The 16909-nt window shown below is 40.2% G+C and carries 10 protein-coding genes and 1 pseudogene; 4 read left to right on the top strand and 7 right to left on the bottom strand.

Features of this window, described 5'->3' with window-relative positions; all coding sequences use genetic code 11:
* Window positions 1-28: 28 nt before the first annotated feature.
* The 5 genes from EHS13_RS09735 to EHS13_RS09715 all read right to left on the bottom strand — a co-directional run bounded on the left by EHS13_RS09735 (window position 29) and on the right by EHS13_RS09715 (window position 8582).
* A complete protein-coding gene (locus tag EHS13_RS09735; protein WP_155700151.1) occupies window positions 29-2677 on the bottom strand; it encodes a family 78 glycoside hydrolase catalytic domain in 2649 nt (882 codons plus the stop codon).
* Window positions 2678-2689: 12 nt separating this feature from the next.
* Entirely contained in the window at window positions 2690-4816 is a 2127-nt protein-coding gene (locus EHS13_RS09730) for an endo-alpha-N-acetylgalactosaminidase family protein (protein WP_162463037.1), read from the bottom strand.
* Between the two features lie 104 nt (window positions 4817-4920).
* The gene (locus EHS13_RS09725; protein ID WP_155700149.1) at window positions 4921-6672 is read right to left on the bottom strand and encodes a type 2 periplasmic-binding domain-containing protein; all 1752 of its coding nucleotides are present in this window, start codon (window positions 6670-6672) and stop codon (window positions 4921-4923) included.
* Window positions 6673-6768: 96 nt separating this feature from the next.
* Window positions 6769-7665, bottom strand: coding sequence for a carbohydrate ABC transporter permease (locus EHS13_RS09720; protein ID WP_155700148.1), 897 nt, complete (start codon window positions 7663-7665; stop codon window positions 6769-6771).
* A gap of 11 nt (window positions 7666-7676) precedes the next feature.
* A complete protein-coding gene (locus EHS13_RS09715; protein WP_227013867.1) occupies window positions 7677-8582 on the bottom strand; it encodes an ABC transporter permease subunit in 906 nt (301 codons plus the stop codon).
* A 222-nt stretch (window positions 8583-8804) separates the two neighbouring features.
* Here EHS13_RS09715 and EHS13_RS09710 point away from each other — a divergent pair, with 222 nt between their 5' ends.
* The 3 genes from EHS13_RS09710 to EHS13_RS09700 are packed head-to-tail and all read left to right on the top strand — an operon-like array spanning window position 8805 to window position 13743.
* Complete coding sequence (locus tag EHS13_RS09710; protein ID WP_155700147.1) at window positions 8805-10622, top strand: sensor histidine kinase; 1818 nt, start codon at window positions 8805-8807, stop codon at window positions 10620-10622.
* Window positions 10597-12177: a response regulator transcription factor gene (locus EHS13_RS09705; protein ID WP_155700146.1), complete on the top strand. Its 1581-nt coding sequence runs from the start codon at window positions 10597-10599 to the stop codon at window positions 12175-12177. The genes EHS13_RS09710 and EHS13_RS09705 overlap by 26 nt, the downstream gene beginning before the upstream one ends.
* 42 nt (window positions 12178-12219) lie before the next feature.
* Window positions 12220-13743: an exo-alpha-sialidase gene (locus EHS13_RS09700; protein WP_155700145.1), complete on the top strand. Its 1524-nt coding sequence runs from the start codon at window positions 12220-12222 to the stop codon at window positions 13741-13743.
* A gap of 397 nt (window positions 13744-14140) precedes the next feature.
* Here EHS13_RS09700 and EHS13_RS09695 read toward each other — a convergent pair whose 3' ends face one another.
* Window positions 14141-14830, bottom strand: coding sequence for a hypothetical protein (locus tag EHS13_RS09695; RefSeq protein ID WP_155700144.1), 690 nt, complete (start codon window positions 14828-14830; stop codon window positions 14141-14143).
* 112 nt (window positions 14831-14942) lie between these two features.
* Here EHS13_RS09695 and EHS13_RS09690 point away from each other — a divergent pair.
* A pseudogene (locus tag EHS13_RS09690) lies at window positions 14943-16056 on the top strand (transposase).
* 181 nt (window positions 16057-16237) lie between these two features.
* On the opposite strand, the gene EHS13_RS09685 reads toward EHS13_RS09690, so the two are convergent.
* The gene (locus EHS13_RS09685; RefSeq protein WP_155700143.1) at window positions 16238-16765 is read right to left on the bottom strand and encodes a reverse transcriptase domain-containing protein; all 528 of its coding nucleotides are present in this window, start codon (window positions 16763-16765) and stop codon (window positions 16238-16240) included.
* Window positions 16766-16909 lie beyond the last annotated feature (144 nt).

Below are 16909 nucleotides of genomic sequence, written 5' to 3'. Positions count from 1 at the left end.
CTCCTTTGAAATTAAGCGCTTGGTTGTTCTATATTTCAGTTTGCGACAAAATAAAATTATAATTGCCTGAACCTACATTCAGGATTAAATGATTGTCCTCTATTCTGTTCCAAGTAACTCCAGTACTGCACTCAATCTTTTTACTATCCGGCTCTATTAGTTTTCTGCCTTCTTTTAATGAGAAGTTATTAAAATGGAATATAGGAAGATATACAATCCCTTTACTGTTAACTGGTATGGTAACATCCAGCAAAAACTGGCTGGCTGTTTTAGTCCAACTAGAACAAACGAGCCCCCTGATAGTTTCGATAGAAGCTGAGGCAGATGTATGGGAAGAGATAACCGTTGGCTTGATGCTAATTTCTTCATAACCTGGTTTTAGCGGCTTGATCCCTGCGATCGTATTATAAAACCATGCTTCAACGTGACCCATCATAGCATGCTGCTGTGAACAGCTGCCGTCCCAGTATTCAGGCATCGATGTCTTTCCTAGACTCAATAAATAATTGAAGCTGGGGGCAGTTGGATTCATTATGATCTGATCAATTACCTGATGATAGCCATGATCCGATAAAGCTTGCAGCATATACCGATGTCCTATTTCTCCCGTTTGAACATGATTTCCATTTGCGCTAATATCATCGAGCAAGGTCTTCAACACCTTTTGTTCGTAGCCTGCAGGAACTAGTCCTAATGCTAATGGCATGGCCTCATGCGCTTGTGTTATAGGAGAATAACAGCTTGTTTCCCAATTAAAAAATTGCTCATTGAACGAAGTTTTAACTTGCAAAGCAAGCTTAGAATATTCTGTTGATTCTTCGGTATAACCAAGCAGCTCGGCTATTTGGCTCATAATAACGATATCATGATAATATTGGGTTGTTTCAACGAGCTCCGTATTCCAAGCTTGAATTCCTCCCCAGTCTCCAAGTCCAATCTCAATAATATTATCCTTAGCAATGGACAGCAGATAGCTCAAATACTTGCTCATGGTGTCATATTGCCTTTGTAAAATCGTTATATCTCCATAAATCCAATAGATATGCCATGGGGCTAAGATAGCCGCGCTTCCCCAACCCGTAGATTGACGAAATCCCGCTTCAAAAACCGTATATTCAGGTGCTATATCAGGGACAAGGCCATCAGCTGTTTGGGCTTCCGACATATCTTGTGCAATCTTGGACCATAAGGCATGAATCTCGAAATTATAGGCAAATGAATCTGCCAAAAGCTGACTGCATTCCAACCATCCCAGTTTTTCACGATGCGGGCAATCAGTAAGCACGCTTTGTAAATTAGATTTGAAAGACTGCATAAGCATTTGGTGAATGCCATTATAGCTTTCGTTGGAGCTGCTAAATTGACCAGTTTGCTTGGCAGCGCTGTACATATTCAACCCTTTAACATTAATAATAGTAGGTTTCAAATCAGCATTTATCCAACTGGCTCCTTCGATCTGGAGGTACCTAAAACCCGAATAATAGAACATCGGTCTCCAGGTCTCAACAACTTCTCCTTTTAATGTATAACTGCAATATTGGATAGCTCCGATAGACTCTTGATCTACTGTTCCATCTGGCTTCAAATTCTCAGAGGGGAGAATTCGCAAGGACTGACCTGCTTTTCCTTGCACAACTATTTCAAAAAAACCAGAAAAATTTATCCCTAAATCGTAAACGTATAGCTCAGGCTGCGGCTCCATAATATTAACAACCGAATAGGTGCGCATTATTTTTAAAGGAGGCTGCTTTTGGGAGGTAAGCCTTCCATTAACTGGAGCAGCCACAACGACTTGATCCCATTCTGAATCATTAAATTCCACACTATTCCAGCCTGGTAATTCTTTTCTTGCATCATAGTCCTCTCCACCATAAATATGCGAATAACTGATTGGGCTTTTAGCAGATTTCCATGATTCATCACTTACTATTTTCAACACAGAATTATCCGTAAATTCGATATGCAGCTCACAAATCAGTTGATTAGGACCAAAATCGGTATTCAATTTGGAATATCTGCCTTGGCTGTCATGCACATTATAGAAGCCGTTACCCAGTATTACGCCTAACGTATTTGCACCTAATTTAATTTCTTTGGTCACATCAAAGGTTACATAGAGACAAGATTTATCATAATTAGTCCAACCAGGATCAAGCTCATGATCACCTACTTTATCTCCGTTTAAATAAAGGGTAAATTGACCCAATCCACATATATAAGCAAATGCATGTTTTACTGCTTTAGTTGAATTAAATAATTTACGAAAAAGTGGACTTGCATAGCTGTTGCTGCTGTCACTATCCTGGATCCATTTGGCTGTCCAATGCTCGATTTCCATGAAGCCCGTAACAAAGGAATAGTTCATACTCCAGCTGCCTGCGTTATTAGCTCTGCCCCACGTTCTTACCTTCCACCAATACTTTTTAGCGCTTTCCAGTAAAGACCCTTCGTACAACACATCATGCTGGATTCTGGATGTAATTTTACCGGAGTCCCATTGATCACCCACATGATTATCTAGATTAACCTCCGTTGAAGCAACGATAATCTGGTAAGCCGTTTGTATCTCGTCTCTATTACTATCTGTTATTACCCATGAGAACCTAGGCGCCATGGTATCTATGCCTAATTGCTCATAATTATTGGAAATCTTAGCTGTTACCATGATTGCTCCCATTTGAATGCTCCTTTATCCTAAATAAATCATGATAGGGCGGCGTGCGGGCACCTTGATTCGAATTTTTTTATGCTCTAATCGATAAGGATACGTTTCGCTGCGGTCTGAAAACAACGCTTGAGTCTCTATAATTGTAGAGTGACTAGGTAACGGATATTCCAGCTCACGTTCTTCGGTTGAGTAGAATACGATTCTTTTATCGTCAAGTGCACAAGTCAAACTACTATCCTTGAGAATAGTAACACCGTCCAAAATCGCCTCATGAGTTTTCTGAAACTCATTCACCTTTATAAGGCCACCGCCTGATAGTCCGATAGATGCAAGCTCCCCAATTCTTTCAAAGGTCTCGATATCCAAGGCATGCAGCTTCATCCAGGGTACAAGATTTAAATAATAGAAATCCGTAATATCCTCATATTCAGAATCGGCTCCAAACCATGGACCTGGACGACTATTATAAAAGAGGATTGAACCTGGATCCTTAGGAGCAGGACCCGGCTCCCCTCCATAAATCACCGAATGCTTATAGATCAGCGGCAGTAAAGGGATAGGTTGACCACCGAATGGACATTTGCCCCCATGAACCCCGTCCACACTAAGGGACATCTTACCAACCCATGGATAACGCAATTGCTCCGAAACAACGTTGATGCCATATTGCGCAAATTCATCAAAAAGCTTTACTCTGCCTTCGAAGAAATTTTTGACACCACTAGCCGGATGCTCGGGATCCCAATCATGTTTGATGGCAAACCAAGATAACACGTCAATCAAAGTTGTTTCTTCGAGCTGATAATAATCTTTAGTAAAACGAACGCGCTGCGGGGCAGCAGCTTTCATATATTTACTGAGGCCAATAATATAAGAGACATCCTTACTCCAAACTCGGCTTTTCCATATTTCCCCGTCTGGACGTCTTGCAATAATCGTTTCATCCCACTGCGGGCTTGTCATGTAAGCATCGTCATAATTGTCATCCAGACTAACCACGCAGTTATGAGCTTTTGCATTCAACTTCAACTGCAAATAACCGCTATACCCACCTAATCGTGCATTAACTTTATCGACAGCCGGATATCCAGTGTCATGTCCTTCATATTGAAAGCCCGCTAAATAGGCAATCTGGGGGGCGTTGTCCGTTAGCATGGAAATTCCGCTAATTAGTTCTTCGCATTGTGCAAAGGTAGTCCGCGGCTTTTCAAACATTGGGTTATCGCATCCAATTAAATAAAGCAGCTTATCATTATAATAATCAGTGGGAATGCGGGGCATCCGCTCCTGAACCAGCTTTGCCGCATCCAGCCAATCAACTTTACCGTTTCCATCATGGTCTCCAATAAAATCTAGCCGGCAAATGGATTTTTGTTCTGCTAATAAGTTTGGTGTACGATCATTACCGGAATTACGTTGATTGCCATCGTTCAAGTTGTAAGATTGGCTGCCATTGACGCGATAGGTTTTTACCGTACCGAGCAGCGCAATACGCTGATCATTCTGAGCATCCACTTGCAATAATGTACCATCTAGAAAAGACTGCACCTCAAGCGCACAGGCACCATTTTTATTCCCGGCCATGACAACGGGTAAAGCAGCCAGGACTTTTCCAAAATAAGGGTCTTCCGGAAGAGCACCGATTTCAGCCTCCTTCAAGGTAACAAGACTGCCTCCCTCATTGCCATGGGCTAGCCAAGCACCATCTTCATCCTCGCGAACACTGACAAGTCCAGGCATGGATACCTCAATCAGCTCATATCCTGCATGCTCCAAAACCTCCTCAAGGGTAACGATTAGTGCTGCTGCTTCAAGCGTATAGCGGATTACAAAAGAAACAGCAATAGCAGCTTCAAAAAATGTCTCAAAATGAAAATCGATTATATTTTCGTTCTTCTCAAATTTAGAAACGGAAATAGCTGTTGTGAGAAATTTGCGTGGATCGAGCTGACAAATTGTCACTTCCATTGGTGCGCCGTAAGGCTCCCCCCAAAAGCTATTGTTGTTTGCCTTCATTAGATATTGATAAGGCAAACCATCCTGTGAGTCATATGAAACTTGTAAAGCGTTCGATTGTAATAGTATGGGGAGCTGTGGCTCCTTTCGATAAACGCTGTTGCCTCTATTACTGTTTAAATCTATCGTCATTGTCATTCCTCCAAATCATTTTTTTATAGGAGCAAATAAGTCATGGTAAAACAAAGCACCCCTCCCATCCTTAGCTTGCAAGGGGTGCCTTGTTTTAAATTAAATTACTTCGTATCCGGATTTCTGTTCAAATCATTTTTTGCAATATAATCGCTGATCGTTGAAGTTATGCCTTCCCAGTATTTCCAGGACTTATCGAAATCCATGCCTTTGATATCTTCAATCGTTTTCTGCTTTAATTCTGCATATTCAGCATCATCTTTAGCCAGCACAACTTTCACAGCTGCTTTTAGCATATAGTCCATAATCTTGTCGTCAATCCGTTTCAAATCGTCTGGTTGTAACGGACGAAGCAACAATACTGCCGTATTGGCAACCTTATTTTCTACACGTTTTTGCAACAGATCTGCCGCTCCAGTAACACCTAACTCCGCATAGTACTCTTTTTCAAGCGGGGAATAATTATTAATCGTAAACTCTGGCAATTTAAAGAGGTTTGTATACTCTCCGCGGAAGTTTTCTGGAAGTCCTGGGAAAATATCTTTGTAGCGTCTGATACCCGTTTTTATTTCTGCATCTTTATCATCAATTGTTTTCAGTGCTTCCGGAGTAACTGTCAGCTTACCGCCTGCATCGTCCCAATCTTTACCCTTAATACCATTGTTAATGGTTCTTGAACCTTCAACCGAATAAAGGTAATTATAAAGCTTCATCGCTTGCTCTGGATATTTGGTTTTTGAGGAAATCGCATAATGCGAATCCGCTCCGAGCGGCTGCCAATAACCGCCCCATCTAGCTTTAGTTCCTTCTTTTGGAGGAATGGCCATGAAGCCTTTGTTCTCGCCAGCATCTTTAAACACTTTGTTTGGATCGCTAAACCAGAAGTTTCCAAGACCACCTACAACCTGCAAATCCCGACCTTTTTGAATCGAATTGTCAAATTTCTGAGTAAAGGAATCCGGGTCTAAGATACCTGCTTTTTTAGCCTTGTAAAATAGATCAATTGTTGTCCAGTAGCTGCTATTTTCATTGGTTACTACAGAAAGCGGCTTCATATTATCAGCCATGTCATAATCAATTAGACCATTATTCCACATCCCGTTAAGGTATCCAGGTGTTGTCCAGCTCCACATTCCCCAGTCGAACCAAGGCGAAAGACCATAGACTTTCTTGCCTTTATCATTCGTTGGATGTTTCTTCACCATGTCCGACAATACTTTTATATAATCATCCACGTTATTGACTGGTGGAGATCCCAATTCCTTGTAATAATCCCAACGTAGATACATACCTACGTCCAAATTAAGCGTATAATCCTCTGGCGCTCTTGTTATGAAATAGAGCTTATGATCCGCATCGCTCAAAAATTCTTTGTCAAAATTAAGCATTTTATCAAACTGCGAAACGTTTGGCGCTTGCTTAACCAGTTCGTCTAAAGGAAGGACTGCTTTTGCATCCAATAATTTTTGCACAAATTTGCGATTGACACCCATGACGTCAGGCATATCGCCGCTTGCCAGCTTAGTTGAGAAAAGGTCTTCGCTTTCTTGCGGGTAAAGCTCGATTTTACAGCCTACAACCCGTTCGATTTCTTTGGAAACAGGATCTGTCTGAACTCCCGGACTGTCAATACTCTGATTAAATTTAAAGCCCCATAGCTTTAGGGTACAATCATTTGCTACCGCAGCTGCCGTTGGTGCAGGTGCATCAGATGTTACCGCTGCAGGTGCAGTAGATGAGTCTACTTTCGTTGATTCCGTTGCTGTTGAGGAGCTTTTTGAACACCCAATTAGCGATACTGACATAATAATGGCAAGAGACATGCTTAACACGACTGAAAACTTTTTGAATTTCATACTTAAACCTCCTCTTTGTATTGTATCTCCAAATAACAATAAAGCTATATCTAAACCAAGCCTCTTGCCATAATCCCCCCTCTCAAGGAACATTTCTTACCCTTTAACTGCACCTAATAAGATTCCTTTGACAAAATAACGCTGCAAAAACGGATAAATCAGCAGAACGGGTATTGTCGCAACCATGGTGATTGTCATCTTTACAGCAGTCGGTGTAATTATGGCTTGACCTGCTGCAGAAAGGGTCGATGTCTCGCCTCTTTGATATTGCCGGGCAAGTGCTTCAGATTGATCAAGCACTCTATACAGCAAGTACTGCAGCGTTTGCAGTTTTGGGTTTTCAACAAGAATTAAATTGTCAAAAAAGGAGTTCCACTGATTTACGGCTGCAAACACCCCGACAGCAGCTAGTATAGGCATGCTGAGAGGTATAATAATTTTCAGGAACACAGTAAAATAGCCTGCCCCATCAATAACAGCCGACTCTTCCAGCGAAGCTGGGAGCTGTTCAATATATACCTTAATCAAAAGAACAAAATAGCCTGACATCGCCGAGGGAAGCACATATAATAGAAAGTTATTGTTAAGCTCATAGGCTCTCATCACCAGAAACCACGGAATCAATCCAGCGGAAACATACAGACTAGCAATTGTCACGCGGTACATAAAGGTCCGAAACAGGGTTTCTTTATGTGTCATAACAAAAGCAAAGATCGTACAGAAAAATAAAGTGATTACTGTGCCGACTAGGGTCCGCGATGCAGAAATAATAAAAGCCGAGATGATCCCATCGTTGCTTAAGATCAGGTTATAATTGCTTAGCGTGAGATGGACAGGCAGAAGAGCAATCCCTCTCCCTGCATCCTCAGGTGAACTAATCGTATAGATGAAGATATAGTAGAAAGGGTAAACACATATAAACGCAAAGAGGCTTAGAAAGAAATAATTCAAGACATGGAAGCTTATGGTACCTACGGATCTATTTGTTCTCATAACAACCCTCCTCAGATGATCGACTGTCCTCTTATTTTTTTGGAAATCCAGTTTACAGAGAATAGCAATATCAAGCTAACAATCGTTTTAGTCATGCCGATGGCAATGGAAAAAGAATAATCATTGAACTGCAAGCCGATTCTGTATACATATAAATCGAGAACCATGAGCTTGTCGGTAACAAGTTGGTTATTGAAAACAAAATATTGTTCAAATGCGTTGCCTACGAACGAACCTCCCGATAATAGGGAACCAATGCCCAGAATCAGCAACACCATAAAGGTCGGTGCAATGCCAGGGACAGTGATATGCCTCATCATTTGAAATCTCCCTGCTCCATCTACCTTAGCCGCTTCATATAGAGAAGGATCTATACCCGCAATAGCTGCAATGTAGATAATCATCGAAAAACCGAGTGACTTCCATAAACCAACAGCAGTTTGAAAATACCATGCCATATCAGCGTCCCCAAGGAAATTAGTAGGATCATTAATTAAATGCAGTTTAAACAACAACTGATTTAGTAGACCATCGTTAATTGAAAAAATAGAGAAAAATACGGAATAGACCAACACCCAGCTAATAAAATTCGGAATGGTTGTTACCGTCTGCAAGAAATTCCTAAACCGCTTACTGGGGATCTCAGATAACAGAATCGCACCAATTGCCGGCAACGGCGTACAAAGAAGTGTTAGGAAGCTGAGCACCAGCGTATTTCGCAAGACGAGAAGCACTTCCTTATCTCCAAAGGCAACCCGGAAATATTCCAAGCCTACAAAGGGGCTTCCAGACAAAGGAACCCCAGGCCTATACTTAAAAAAAGCGTATATCCATCCGTATAGGGGCACATATAAGAAAGCAATCAGCAGTATGAAGCTTGGTAAAGCCATAAGGAAAAGAGTTGTTCTAGCTTTCATTATTTATTCCTCCATTTAAGATTACCGTATGTCTTATCGGCTTGTGTTCCTCTTTCGGCTTTATTATATATCCACCTCGCAATAGAGAAGTAGTTTAAAAATTTACGATTAAGTAACGATTCCACGAATGCTGATTCAAGTGCGTTATCAGCCAAAATAATATGTGTTATACTTGCTTCCTACACAAGCAGATCATGCTGAGCGTTTACAAGGAGGAACGAAATGAAGCTGTTATATCAGCGTTTTATTAGCAGAAAATATTTTAATAAGATCTTTTTGGTATATATGCTAATCACGATCGCCACCTTTTTTACGATGTCTTATGTAACTGTCAATAGCACAACTTCGCTTATTAAGGAGAAAGAATTAAAGTATAACGATGTTATTATCCATCAAATTATGTCCCTGCTCGATGCAAAGCTGGATACCGTAACGACATTATTGAAACAAACCCTGATTGATAAAAAATTTGTCCAGGACATCGATTATTTCATGCAAGCCGAGTACGAACCCTTCAGCTTGAAATATATTGAATCAAAGTGGATATTCGATGACTATATGTCCTCAGCCATTAGTCGTGATCCGGATATCGCCGGGATATCTGTTTACAAAAAAAAGGATTCTCGCATTTATGAATATTCCAATACTTCTGTTTCCTATAGCGATTATGAAGACTACCTTTATCAAGCTACCTTGCAAAAAGGAGAAAGCTCATCCAATTATACCGATATTTTCGGAGCACATATCCCGACCTACCGCAGTGCTTCCTCCCCTTTAGTTTTTACAATCTCGATGAAGCTTAAAGAGGATAACCTGATCGACATTGCAGGCTTGCTATTGGTCGATTTCAACCCGTTAATATTCCAGAATATCATTTCACTACAAAACGATTTAGGCAGCGAGTTCATCATTCTGACCAAAAATGGCGACCTAATCTTCGACTCTACCAATAAATACTATGGCAAACCTTATCCCTACTTTAATCAGATTATGCAATCCGGCAATTCAACCGTAATCGATGGCGTAAAAACAGTCCTATATAAGGAAGTATCCTCCGAGACTGGAAATGTCGTCGTCAGTCTTTTTCCCGAGAAACTGATTTTGTCGAAAGCGAATCAAATTCGCAACAAGATCCTTCTTATATCGCTTGGCTGTATCGGCGCTTGCATCCTGTTAATGTTCGCAGGATCTAGACTTTTCTCTAGTAGAGTTTCCCGTATCACCAAGCATTTAAAAATTATTGGAACGGGGAATCTATCGATTCGCTTGCCTGTAAAAAACGATATGGATGAATTTGATGAAATTTCCATCAGCTTCAACCGGATGTGCGAAAAATTAGTCGATTATATTGATCGTTACTATGTCTTAGAGCTCAAGCAAAAACATTCAGAGCTTAAAGCGCTGCAGGCGCAAGTTAATCCGCATTTTCTTTACAATACGCTTGAAGCCATTCGCATGAAAACAGTTATGTCAGGCGACCAGAGCGCTGCTCATATGATTTACATTCTGGCAAAGCTTCTCAGAAGCTCAGCTAAGGATCAAATGGCTGTTACCGTCGAGGAAGAAATCGGTTTTTGTGATTTATATCTCAGCTTATTTAAAATCCGTTATGCGGAAAACTTTTCTTATACCTTTGAGATAGATCCCGATATCCTGCAATTGGGGATGATTAAACATCTGTTTCAACCTATACTGGAAAACTATCTTATTCACGGTTTCCGACCTGAACGAAAAGACAATCAGTTAACGCTTAAGGGAATTAAGGAGGGTGAGGATTTAATTGTAACAATCGAGGATAATGGCAGCGGCATGACCGAGCTTAAATTAATAGAGATCAGACAGCATTTGGATTATTCCAACCCGGCTAAGGATAGCATTGGCATGTCCAACGTTAACGAACGGATAAAAATTGCTTTTGGCAAGCAATATGGTTTAAGTGTAACGAGTCTTAAAAATCAGGGAACCGTGGTTACCATCGTTTTCCCAGCAAAGCTAATTAAGGAGGTTCAGCAAGATGTACAAGGTAGTAATAGTCGATGACGAACCTCTAATTCTACAAGGGCTCCAAAGCTTAATCAACTGGGAAGAGCTTGGCATGGAAATTATCGGCCGGTGTTCCAATGCAACCGAAGCTCTTGAACTGCTTACTCATTGTTCCGCTCACATCCTAATAACAGATATCAAGATGCATGAAATGAATGGGCTTGAGTTAATTTCAGCACTTAAAGCCAGAAAACTAAATATGAAATATGTCGTGTTAAGCGGCTACGATGATTTCGAATACGTGAAGAAAGCTATTGAGCTCGGCATTGAAAATTATTTGCTGAAGCCTGTATCCGTAATCGAATTAAAATCAACCATCCAAACCATTGCTCAAAAAATCGAGAGTGAAATTGACAAGGAAATCGAGTTCAGGCAAGGCCAGAATATCCTTAAGGATAATATTCTATATCGGTGGGTAGCAGGTGATATCGACAAAGGCGAATTTCTAGAAAGAGCCAGATTGCTTCACATGTCTATTGGCACCTCCGGATATCTCACAACCATCATCAAAATGGTGGATCATCCCGAACGTAAGCTTGGTGAGAAAATCCCACATCAAACCCTACTCCGCTTTGCCATTCAGAATATTTGCAGTGAAATAATCGGGCAACAGCTGCTTTTTCAAATATTTTGCAGTCCAGAAGAAGATATTGTCATTGTTTTCTCTCACGATTCAGAAAAAGATATTTCATACATTAAATCAATCCTCAAGGAATGTGTGGAGATTATCAATAAATTACTAAAAGTAGATGTTTTGGTTACAATCGGGAGCTTGGAATCGATGTTTCAAAATGTCCAAACCAGCTATAATCGCGCCAAACGGCTGCAAAATTATCAGCTGCTCCGACCATCAAATAGTGTTTTAGTCTATGAGGCTGTCATGGATTCTGCAAACGATATTATGGAGATTGTTGACGGGACAGAGCTTCAAATAGCCATTGCAGAACAAGATCGCGATCGTTCCATAAGATTTGTAGATAATATTGCCTCTCTCATATTGGAGAATAATACCTATAATTCAACACAGGTTCAGGAGGTGATCATCGAAATCCTGTTTCATATTAAATATGCCTTGCGCAAAAAACTGCACGATCCTGAGACATTTTCCCTCTTGCTTCCCAAAATATCGATTAATACATTTGCGAATTACTCCAGCTCACAGTCGTTGGATGAAATTAAAAGCTTGATTCACTATGCAATCGATTTATTGGAAAGAAAACCGGATGATTTTAGTCCAATTATTAGTAAAGTTAAGAGTTACATTGAACGTTTTTATACGCAAAATATCAACTTATCGACTGTCTCGGAAAAGTTTAATATCAGCCCTGGTTATCTTGGCTATATCTTTAAAAAACAAACCGGCGAGCAATTTACCAATTATATCAACCTGATTCGAATTCAAATGGCCAAAAAGCTGCTAACGGAGACAAACATGAAGATAGCTGATATAGCGGAACAGGTCGGATATTTAAACACTAATTATTTTTTTACGACATTCAAAAAGCTTGAGCAATTATCTCCTGCAGAGTTTAGAAGAAATTTAATTCAATAAAGTACCTAGACCTACTATAAAAATATTGGAGGCTTACGATTTATGAAAAATGTATGGAATTCGTCAAATGGATCCTTAGTCATTGCCCCAGACCCAACAAAAACTTATGCAGATAGTGGATCAGCGTACGCACGGATAATATGCTTAAAAAATAGCGGAGCTAATAACGGAACATTATTATGTACTTTAGAGCTATATGCTTATGTAAATGAAGAAACAGTTTGGCCGATATACAGAAGTTCGGATAATGGAGAAACTTGGCAGTTCGTCACTCACGTCCGAGATACTCAGTATGGCTTCGGAAACAAATATCAACCCGTATTATATGAACTTCCACAGCAGCTAGGAGACTTGCCTGCAGGTACGCTATTATTATCCGGTGTCAGTATTCCTAAAGACGGTTCCAGTACTACAATTACCGTATATCTGAGCAAAGATTGTGGAGATTCATGGAATTATTTAAGTACAGTTGATCAAGGGGGACCTGCCATTTGTGATGCAAGTTTGGGAGCGGACACAACATCCATTTGGGAGCCTTTCTTTGGTCTAGATAAATGGGATAACCTTGTATGCTATTATTCAGATGAACGCCAAAAGAAGCATGGCATTCACCAAGCACTGGTGCACCGAATATCCGCGGACGGTGGTTTGACTTGGGGAGAAATGGTAAATGATGTAGCCCTAATAAACAATAACGATCGACCTGGTATGATAACCGTAACTAAATTGCCTAATGGCAAGTATTTTGCAGCCTATGAAGTGGTAAATCGTCCGAGCATGGCTAATAATCTTGGACCGGTATACTGTAAATTCTCGGATGATGGCGTAACTTGGAACCCCGATGAAATAGGCACACAGCTTTTGATGGATGATGGCGCTGGGTTAGGTGCGGCACCTTATTGCAAATGGTTTCCTGCAGGCGGCCCTAATGGCATGATCATTGTCTCAGCCAAATGGAGTATTACCCCGGATGGCAATAAAACAGATGGTCAAAGCTTCTTCGTTAATTACAACTTAGGTGAAGGAAATTGGGAAAGGCTTCCTATGGCCGTGACGTATGATCAGGATTTAGCGGGATATAGTCAGAGCTTTGATACCAGCCTGGATAATTCAATTCTCTTTCAAGCAACCTGCGTTGAGAATCTTTCAACAAATCGCAATGAAATCCGTGTGGGGACAAGGCCTTTAAATGCCATAAGATATGAAGCTGAGCAAGCTGTCTTACATAACGTGCAGATCCTATCGAGTATGGATGCTTCTGGCGGTGAAGAAGTTGGGAGATTCCTCGAAGCGGATAGTTCTATTAAATTCGAAAAAATTAACGTGCCGATTAGTGGAATATATGAATTAAATATCAGGTATTCAAATGGAACAAGTGAAGAAAGTGTACAAATGGTTAGAGTCAATGAAGAAAAAACCTCTTTAGTAAGCTATCCAGTCACAGCAAATTGGAGCCGATATCTTTGGGCCTCTTGCTCCGTTTCATTAAACGAAGGCGTTAATGCCATTCAATTTATCGCACATTACGGTGAAGTAGAGATTGATTGCATCGAAGTTTATTCGTAGTGTATTATCTCTTATTACTATGATCAATATCGACCTGAGAACTAACTAACTTCGCAAAAGCCTCTTGCCACGCGGCATTAATGTAATTGCTAACTTATAATCAAACCAACCATTTGACGAAGTAAAATAAAGTTTTTGTATGAACCCATAGGATTTGACAGGGTTTTTTAAAATTTATTTGATAACCAAAAATATTTAAAGTTTTTTAATATCATCATTTGGGGCAGAAATTCATATAAAATCAAGAAAATAAAGTTTTTCAATCAAATGAGCAAATAGCAAATACAGATGACTTATTGTAATACGTCATCTGTATTTGAACCCAAACACCAAAATGCCCCCTGCGCAATTCTTTATAAAACAAACTTGTAAAATTCCTTTTCTATCTCCTTAATTACTAATGATGAACACTGTTGATAACTTTTATGAGACAAAATTGAATTAAGAGATACTTTTTGTCCATATCCTTGTTTTTGTTTGCCCAATTTGGTTCTCTACGAGATAAGGGAACTGGAAAATCATTATCAATCCACTCTTGGTCGGACCTTTTTAAAAAAGTTATATCAGCCCTTCCAATATGCTCATTAATAGCTTGTCTAGTACAGTTTGAGTGTTTTTGCATAAACTCAAGAATAGTTTTTTTGATTTGCTCTAATCTTTTCTCTTGGTGACCTTTTGCTACTCGAAGTGTTGATAGGAAAACGTCTGACGAATTGTTATTTTCTATATACAAAGTAATATATTTTTCAACTGTATTAGGTTCACAATTCATCATTTTCGCAGTTAACGAAAATGATTTAGTTTCTTCATACGTTTGAATTAATTTATTAAACCATTCTTCAGATCGAGTAATGTTTTTTTGCTTTCCTTTTATTTCTGTTAGATGAGAATTGTCAAAATACGGTCCTCGAACAATCGGTGTGTGGTAGTTAAGATAAATTTCTGCACTACCTGAAAAAAACCTCATGAGAAGTAATTGAGGTAGTAAACGCTTATTCAGTATTCGAAGACTAGTTTTAGAAAAATTGTATGATTTTGATTGGCTAAACGATACGCCTATATTTATTAATATCTGAATCAATTTCATAATTCCAAAGCCTTGCTAGATCTATGTGTTTAAGACATAAAAAAAGGAGAACCTCCCTAAATCTCGAAGTGTTAAGTACCACTACCAAACACCGAGAAAGGAAGAACTCCCAATGTATAGTATTCAACAAGAAAGTCTGTTTTCCTTGCAAGATCTTTTAAGAATGTCACCTAAAGATACGTATGGTTATCTTTTTGAGACGTTAGATATCAATCCATTCTTACGCGTTGTTTCCAAAAAAGCGTTTTTAGGGGCACCGACTCAGCTCAACTATGTAGCTATGCTGCAATCGTTATTCATTCGAATCGTTGAACATATTCCAACCATTAAAGATTTGCAGAAACGATTGAAACGAAGCATTGAGTTCAGCACGGACTGTGGATTTACGGGCTCTGATCGCATTCCGAGTGAAGCTTCGTACACAAGACTTATGCAGAAACTTCAACCATCTGAAGTCTTCCAGCAATCGCAACAAACGTTAATCCAGCAAGCCTTTCAAGAAGGTTTTATCGATGCTTCAACTGTTGCTTTAGATGCAACTCACGTTGAAGCAAGAGATCGCCAACCCGAAAAAAAGAAGGATGAAGCACAAGCACTAAACAAAAAAGAGCCAAAGAAGAAACGCGGTCGCAAGTCCAAAGGTGAACGTGATCAATGGCTAAAGGAACAAGTGGAGCTTGAAGAAAATCGAACGCTATTCGAGAAAAAAGTGGAAGCCCAAGCATCCTCTCGTACCGATTTACAAGCAAGTCGAGAGCATGGGTGCAAGGGCGCTCATCGATTACAACCGTCGGAATGAACATCAAGAAGAGGGCATGGATAAATACTTTCGTCCCGTCTGTAAAGAAGGTCACTCTTATCGGTACGATAGCTTCGATGCCAAGTACTAAACGATCAAATACACACAGCCCAAAGAATGTTCATCCTGCCCTTTTAACGATGGACACTGCCAGAAGGTATTTAAGAAAAAGATCGATGATAACCCAAGAAGATATACAGTTCCAGCGCGTGGTAGTGACAGATTTAAGGAACATTACAAAAAAAGAACAGCCGTTGAACGTGTGAATGCCTACTTAAAAGAGTTCTTTCATCGATGCAAAGGCAATTCAATCTTGTACAGTCGACAGGATGTGTCGGGATTATATTTGCATTCCTTCTTCCCTTACTTGCTGAAAAAAACATATATTTCAAGGGATGGATCATTTTTCTCATTCCTTGGTGGATAATCTACTTACTCTCAGCTCTAGCTAAAACAGAAGGTACTTTGAACCTTTCAGTAATGACTGTGTTATCTAATGGTATTTCTACGTCAATTATTGGGCTGACGGGTGTGTATAGCTATCGGATATTTGGAACTAAATAGTATTTGGTTTGGATTCTTGCAGGACAGAGGCACAGATCGCTAAATCACAGAATATCGACATCAACCACCCAATAAACACCTTTCTTAACTGCTCGCCGAATATGACGAATCGCTCCCTTTGCATCTCGCTTTGGGCGAAATCCGTAAGAACATTCCTTAAAGTCCGTCTCAAAGATTGGCTCGATCACCAGTTTCGTTGCCATTTGTACAACGCGATCGCGTATTGCGGGGATACCGAGAGGACGGAGCTTTCCGTCTGCCTTCGGTATTTCTTTACGCCTTGCTGGTAACGGATAGTACGTGCCTGCAATCAGTTGATCTCGTATCTCTTCGGTAAAGCGTTCTTCGCCATATACTTCTACGATATGATCGATGGTGACTCCATCAATTCCTCCACTTCCCTTGTTACCTCGAACTCGTCTCCATGCTTCCCCTAAGATGTCTTCCCGATGAATCTTGTCGTAAAGCGCATGAAACCTTCGCTTTGGATTTTCCTTAGCGGCAAGATATAGCTTGTCTTGAAGTTCTTGAGCTTTTACTTTGGTGTAGTTAGCAGGTTTAGCCGCATTCACTCACTCTTACCTCCTCAACTTGCTTGAACAAAGTAAGGGTTCTTCCCTCCACAAAGTTTTGTTGTCTTTGCTTCATCGGTACTACTACCCCCTCCGACTCCCTTCCCGCAGCTCGCCACTTCACCTTTCGGGCTTATAGGTCCA

The sequence above is a fragment of the Paenibacillus psychroresistens genome (genome assembly GCF_009728935.1).
GTDB lineage: Bacteria > Bacillota > Bacilli > Paenibacillales > NBRC-103111 > Paenibacillus_AC > Paenibacillus_AC psychroresistens.
The sequence above is the reverse complement of the archived record's forward strand: the minus strand, read 5'-3'. Positions and strand labels throughout refer to the sequence as shown.

Bases quoted from the DNA above. Each gene is read 5' to 3' on its own strand.
- EHS13_RS09705 (WP_155700146.1), top strand. From the start codon at position 10,597: ATGTACAAGGTAGTAATAGTCGATGACGAACCTCTAATTCTACAAGGG.
- EHS13_RS09720 (WP_155700148.1), bottom strand. From the start codon at position 7,665: ATGAGAACAAATAGATCCGTAGGTACCATAAGCTTCCATGTCTTGAAT.
- EHS13_RS09700 (WP_155700145.1), top strand. From the start codon at position 12,220: ATGAAAAATGTATGGAATTCGTCAAATGGATCCTTAGTCATTGCCCCA.
- EHS13_RS09710 (WP_155700147.1), top strand. From the start codon at position 8,805: ATGAAGCTGTTATATCAGCGTTTTATTAGCAGAAAATATTTTAATAAG.
- EHS13_RS09715 (WP_227013867.1), bottom strand. From the start codon at position 8,582: ATGAAAGCTAGAACAACTCTTTTCCTTATGGCTTTACCAAGCTTCATA.
- EHS13_RS09730 (WP_162463037.1), bottom strand. From the start codon at position 4,816: ATGACGATAGATTTAAACAGTAATAGAGGCAACAGCGTTTATCGAAAG.
- EHS13_RS09725 (WP_155700149.1), bottom strand. From the start codon at position 6,672: ATGAAATTCAAAAAGTTTTCAGTCGTGTTAAGCATGTCTCTTGCCATT.
- EHS13_RS09695 (WP_155700144.1), bottom strand. From the start codon at position 14,830: ATGAAATTGATTCAGATATTAATAAATATAGGCGTATCGTTTAGCCAA.
- EHS13_RS09735 (WP_155700151.1), bottom strand. From the start codon at position 2,677: ATGGGAGCAATCATGGTAACAGCTAAGATTTCCAATAATTATGAGCAA.